Source organism: Bacillus sp. LR--39 (genome assembly GCF_053613335.1).
Genome location: NZ_JBSIOT010001693.1, coordinates 1 through 504 on the forward strand (window position 1 = coordinate 1; position 504 = coordinate 504).

Annotated in this window: 1 protein-coding gene and 1 pseudogene; one reads left to right on the forward strand and one right to left on the reverse strand. The window is 50.6% G+C overall.

Annotation, left to right across the window (positions count from 1 at the left end; translation table 11 throughout):
- A partial coding sequence (locus ACWHAR_RS32575) for a uroporphyrinogen-III synthase (RefSeq protein ID WP_452089112.1) occupies positions 1–367 on the forward strand: 367 nt, incomplete at its 5' end.
- Positions 368–411: 44 nt separating this feature from the next.
- Here ACWHAR_RS32575 and ACWHAR_RS32580 read toward each other — a convergent pair.
- Positions 412–504, reverse strand: a pseudogene (locus tag ACWHAR_RS32580) (hypothetical protein); the annotation flags it as partial.

Genomic DNA, 504 nt, shown 5'->3' on the forward strand with positions numbered 1-504 from the left:
GCCGGCTCTCATGGCATTTCTTGAAGAAAAAGGCGCGTCTGTCCTGCCGATTCTGCCTTATCAGCACATCCCGCCGGAGGAGGAAACGGTGGAGCGGTTATGCCGAGAGCTGATGAACGGTGAGGTCGATGCCGTTTGTTTTACAACGGCCATTCAGGTTCGTTCCCTGTTTGATTTTGCTAAGGGGCGAGGTTATATCAATGAAGTGAAGAAGGTATTCGAAGAACGCGCCATCGCAGCTGCTGTCGGAAAAGTGACTGCTGAAGCACTGCGGGAAGAGGGCATTACGAGACTGCTTGCGCCAGAGATTGAGCGGATGGGTGCGATGATTGTTGAGCTGGCCAAGTATTATGAAGAAAAGGAATAACAAGTACAAAAGCCGCTTTTCCCTCGGAAAGCGGCTTTTGTCTGTCATTCATTCTGCTTCAGCTGCTGATGAACGGTGAATAATGATGGGTATGTCAGCACGCTTAAGATTACACAAGTCAGCGCGGCTGAGGCCAT